Below are 2,946 nucleotides of genomic sequence, written 5' to 3'. Positions count from 1 at the left end.
CCCGCCCCGAGCGCGGGCACGCGCGGCCTCCGTGGACCCCGTCGTCAGCCGGGTCAGGGCCCGGCGGGGGCCGGCGTCCCGGTCGCCAGGGCGATGCGCACCGCCGCGACGTATGCCGTCACCTGGGTCCTGGCCGACGGCTCCCCGCTCGTCTCGATGACCTCGGTATTGCTCATCGTGTCTCCCCCGCCGTCGTCAACAGCTCCTCCATCGTCGCGGTGAAGGTCCGCCACGTCTTGCCCTCGAGCTCGAGCTGGGCGCGGCCCTGGGCGTTGATGCCGTAGTACTTGCGGTGCGGACCCTCCTCGCTCGGCACGACGTAGGACGTCAGGGCGCCGGCGTTGAACAGCCGCCGCAGGGTGCCGTAGACCGATGCGTCACCGACGTCGTCGAGGCCGGCCGCCCGCAACCGCCGGACGACGTCGTAGCCGTAGCCGTCCTCGTCCGCGACCACGGCCAGCACCGCCATGTCGAGCACTCCCTTGACCAGCTGTGTGGTCTCCACCAACGCCTTCTCGCGCACGGACGACTGCCGTGCACTGGACTCTACTACGGAATCCGCAGTAGTGCGCAGCACGCGTCGACGGCGCCCAAATCCGCTGAGGGGTTCGGGTCAGAGGTTGATCATGTGACCGGCGATTCCCTCGATGGCTTCCTTCATCGCCTCGCCGAGGGTCGGGTGCGCGAAGATGTTGCGGGCCACCTCGTCGGCGGTGAGATCCCACTTCTGGGCCAGGGTGAGTGCGGGGAGGAGCTCGGTGACCTCAGGCCCGATCAGGTGGGCACCGAGGATCTCGTTGTGCTCCGCGTCGGCGACGATCTTGACGAAGCCGACCCCCTCGGCCATGCCACGGGCTTTTCCGTTGGCGGAGAAGGGGAAGCTCGCGACCTTCACGTCGTAGCCCTTCTCCTTCGCCTGCGCCTCGGAGTAGCCGAAGGACGCGATCTGCGGCTGGCAGAACGTCGCTCGCGGGATCATGTCGAAGTTGATCTCGACCGTCTCGGCGCCGCTGATGGTCTCGGCGGCGACGACACCCATCGCCTCGGCCGTGTGGGCGAGCATGAGCTTGCCCGTGACGTCGCCGACGGCAAACACGTTGGGGACGTTGGTCCGGCCTCGCGCATCGACCGCGATCGCGCCGCGATCGGTGAGCTGCACGCCGGCGGCCTCGAGGCCGTAGCCCTCGACCCGGGGGGCGAAGCCGATGGCCTGCATGACCTTGTCGGCCTCGAGGACCTGCCGGTCGCCCCCGGCGGCGGGGCTGACGGTGACCAGGACCTTGTCGCCGGTGTCCTCGATGGTCTCGACCTTGGTCGAGAGCAGGACCGTGACCCCGAGCTTCTTGTACTGCTTGAACAGCTCCTTGGAGACGTCGACGTCCTCGGTCGGCACCATCCGGTCGAGGAACTCGACGATCGTCACCTCGACGCCGAAGTTCTTCAGGACGTAGGCGAACTCGACGCCGATCGCCCCCGAGCCCGCGATGATGATCGACGACGGGAGCTGGTCGGTGAGGATCTGCTCCTCGTAGGTCACGACGCGCTCCGACAGCGAGGTGCCCGGGATGAGCCGGGTCTGCGCGCCGGTCGCGATGATGAGGGCGTCGAAGGTCAGCGACCGGGTCGACCCGTCCTTGAGCGCGACGTCCATCCCCGTCGGGCCGGTGATCGTCCCCCAGCCGTCGATCTCGGTGATCGCGTTCTTCTTCATCAGGAAGTGGACGCCCTTGGCGCTGGCATCGGCGACCTTGCGGCTGCGGGCGTGGGTCGGGCCGAAGGCCATCGTCGCGTCGCCCTCGATGCCGAACGTCTTCTTCTCGTGCGTGATGATGTGCGCGATCTCGGCGTTGCGCAGGAGCGCCTTGCTGGGGATGCACCCGACGTTGAGGCAGACGCCACCCCAGTACTTCTCCTCCACGACCGCGACGGTCTTGCCGAGCTGGGCCGCGCGGATCGCCGCCACGTATCCACCGGGTCCGGCACCGAGCACGACGAGATCGAAATCAGCCATGCCCTCCACCCTAGGGGGGCGCCGCCGCGCCAACATCACAGGTCGGCCACTCCGGCGAACCGCTCCCGCAATTCGGGGCCGGACGGGAGTACGTTGCGCTGCGGACGGTCGCACCGCCGCGACCCGGCACCGGAGAGGTCCCACGATGTCCCCAAGCGCCAACCCCTACCGGCCCGGCAGGCCCGCGGCCCACGAGGCTCCCCCGGCCAACACCGGCCTGCTCGTCGTGGCCGGCGTGCTCCTCGCGATCCCCGTCGTCGCGCTCCTCCTCGTCAACACCTACGCGAGGAAGGAGCCGACGCTCGGCGGCTTCCCCTTCTTCATCTGGTACCAGTTCCTCTGGGTCTTCCTCTGCTCCGGCTTCACGTATGCCGCGTACCGCATCGTCCTCATCGCCCGGCCCCACGTGCCGATGACCGAGGACGGGACGGCCTACCTCGACGGGCCCTCCCCCACACCGACGCTGGAGAAGGAGGGTGACCGATGAACACCGGCATCAACGTCGTCGCGCTGATCGTCCTGATCGTGCTCTTCGCCGTCGTGGCCGTGATGGGCTTCCTCGCCTCCCGATGGAGGCGTCCGACCAGCATGGAGAGCCTCGACGAGTGGGGCCTCGGTGGCCGCAGCTTCGGCACCTGGGTGACGTGGTTCCTGCTGGGAGGTGACCTCTACACAGCATACACCTTCGTGGCGGTGCCGGCGGCGATGTTCAGCGCCGGCGCGGTCAGCGGCTTCTTCGCGGTGCCCTACACGATCGTGCTCTACCCGATCATCTTCGTCTTCATGTCGCGGCTGTGGTCGGTCAGCCACCGGCACGGTTACGTCACGCCGGCCGACTTCGTCGCGGGCCGGCACGGCTCTCGCGGGCTGTCGCTGGCGATCGCGGTCACCGGTTTCGTCGCGACGATGCCCTACATCGCGCTGCAGCTCGTCGG

General features: G+C 68.7%; 4 protein-coding genes and 1 pseudogene. 2 read left to right on the top strand and 3 right to left on the bottom strand.

The genetic code is table 11. The annotated features are described in order from the left end of the window. Positions 1-53: 53 nt before the first annotated feature. From Q0R63_RS14355 to lpdA, 3 genes are all read right to left on the bottom strand, one after another. Positions 54-176: a hypothetical protein gene (locus Q0R63_RS14355; protein ID WP_295698597.1), complete on the bottom strand. Its 123-nt coding sequence runs from the start codon at positions 174-176 to the stop codon at positions 54-56. Then, positions 173-505, bottom strand: a complete 333-nt coding sequence (locus Q0R63_RS14350) for a PadR family transcriptional regulator (protein ID WP_295698594.1) — start codon at positions 503-505, stop codon at positions 173-175. Before Q0R63_RS14350 ends, Q0R63_RS14355 begins: the two co-directional genes overlap by 4 nt. A 108-nt stretch (positions 506-613) precedes the next feature. Continuing rightward, positions 614-2,011 carry a dihydrolipoyl dehydrogenase gene (gene lpdA / locus Q0R63_RS14345; RefSeq protein ID WP_295698592.1) on the bottom strand — a complete coding sequence of 466 codons (1,398 nt, stop codon included), beginning with the start codon at positions 2,009-2,011 and terminating at the stop codon, positions 614-616. Positions 2,012-2,156: 145 nt separating this feature from the next. On the opposite strand from lpdA, the gene Q0R63_RS14340 reads away from it, so the two are divergent. Together Q0R63_RS14340 and Q0R63_RS14335 are read left to right on the top strand one after the other, a co-directional pair. Continuing rightward, positions 2,157-2,498: a DUF3311 domain-containing protein gene (locus Q0R63_RS14340; protein WP_295698586.1), complete on the top strand. Its 342-nt coding sequence runs from the start codon at positions 2,157-2,159 to the stop codon at positions 2,496-2,498. Then, positions 2,495-2,946: pseudogene (locus Q0R63_RS14335) on the top strand (sodium:solute symporter); the annotation flags it as partial. The gene Q0R63_RS14340 and the pseudogene Q0R63_RS14335, both read left to right, overlap by 4 nt.

Source organism: Lapillicoccus sp., assembly GCF_025353065.1.
GTDB lineage: Bacteria > Actinomycetota > Actinomycetes > Actinomycetales > Dermatophilaceae > Lapillicoccus.
This window is presented reverse-complemented; position numbering and strand designations above follow the sequence as displayed.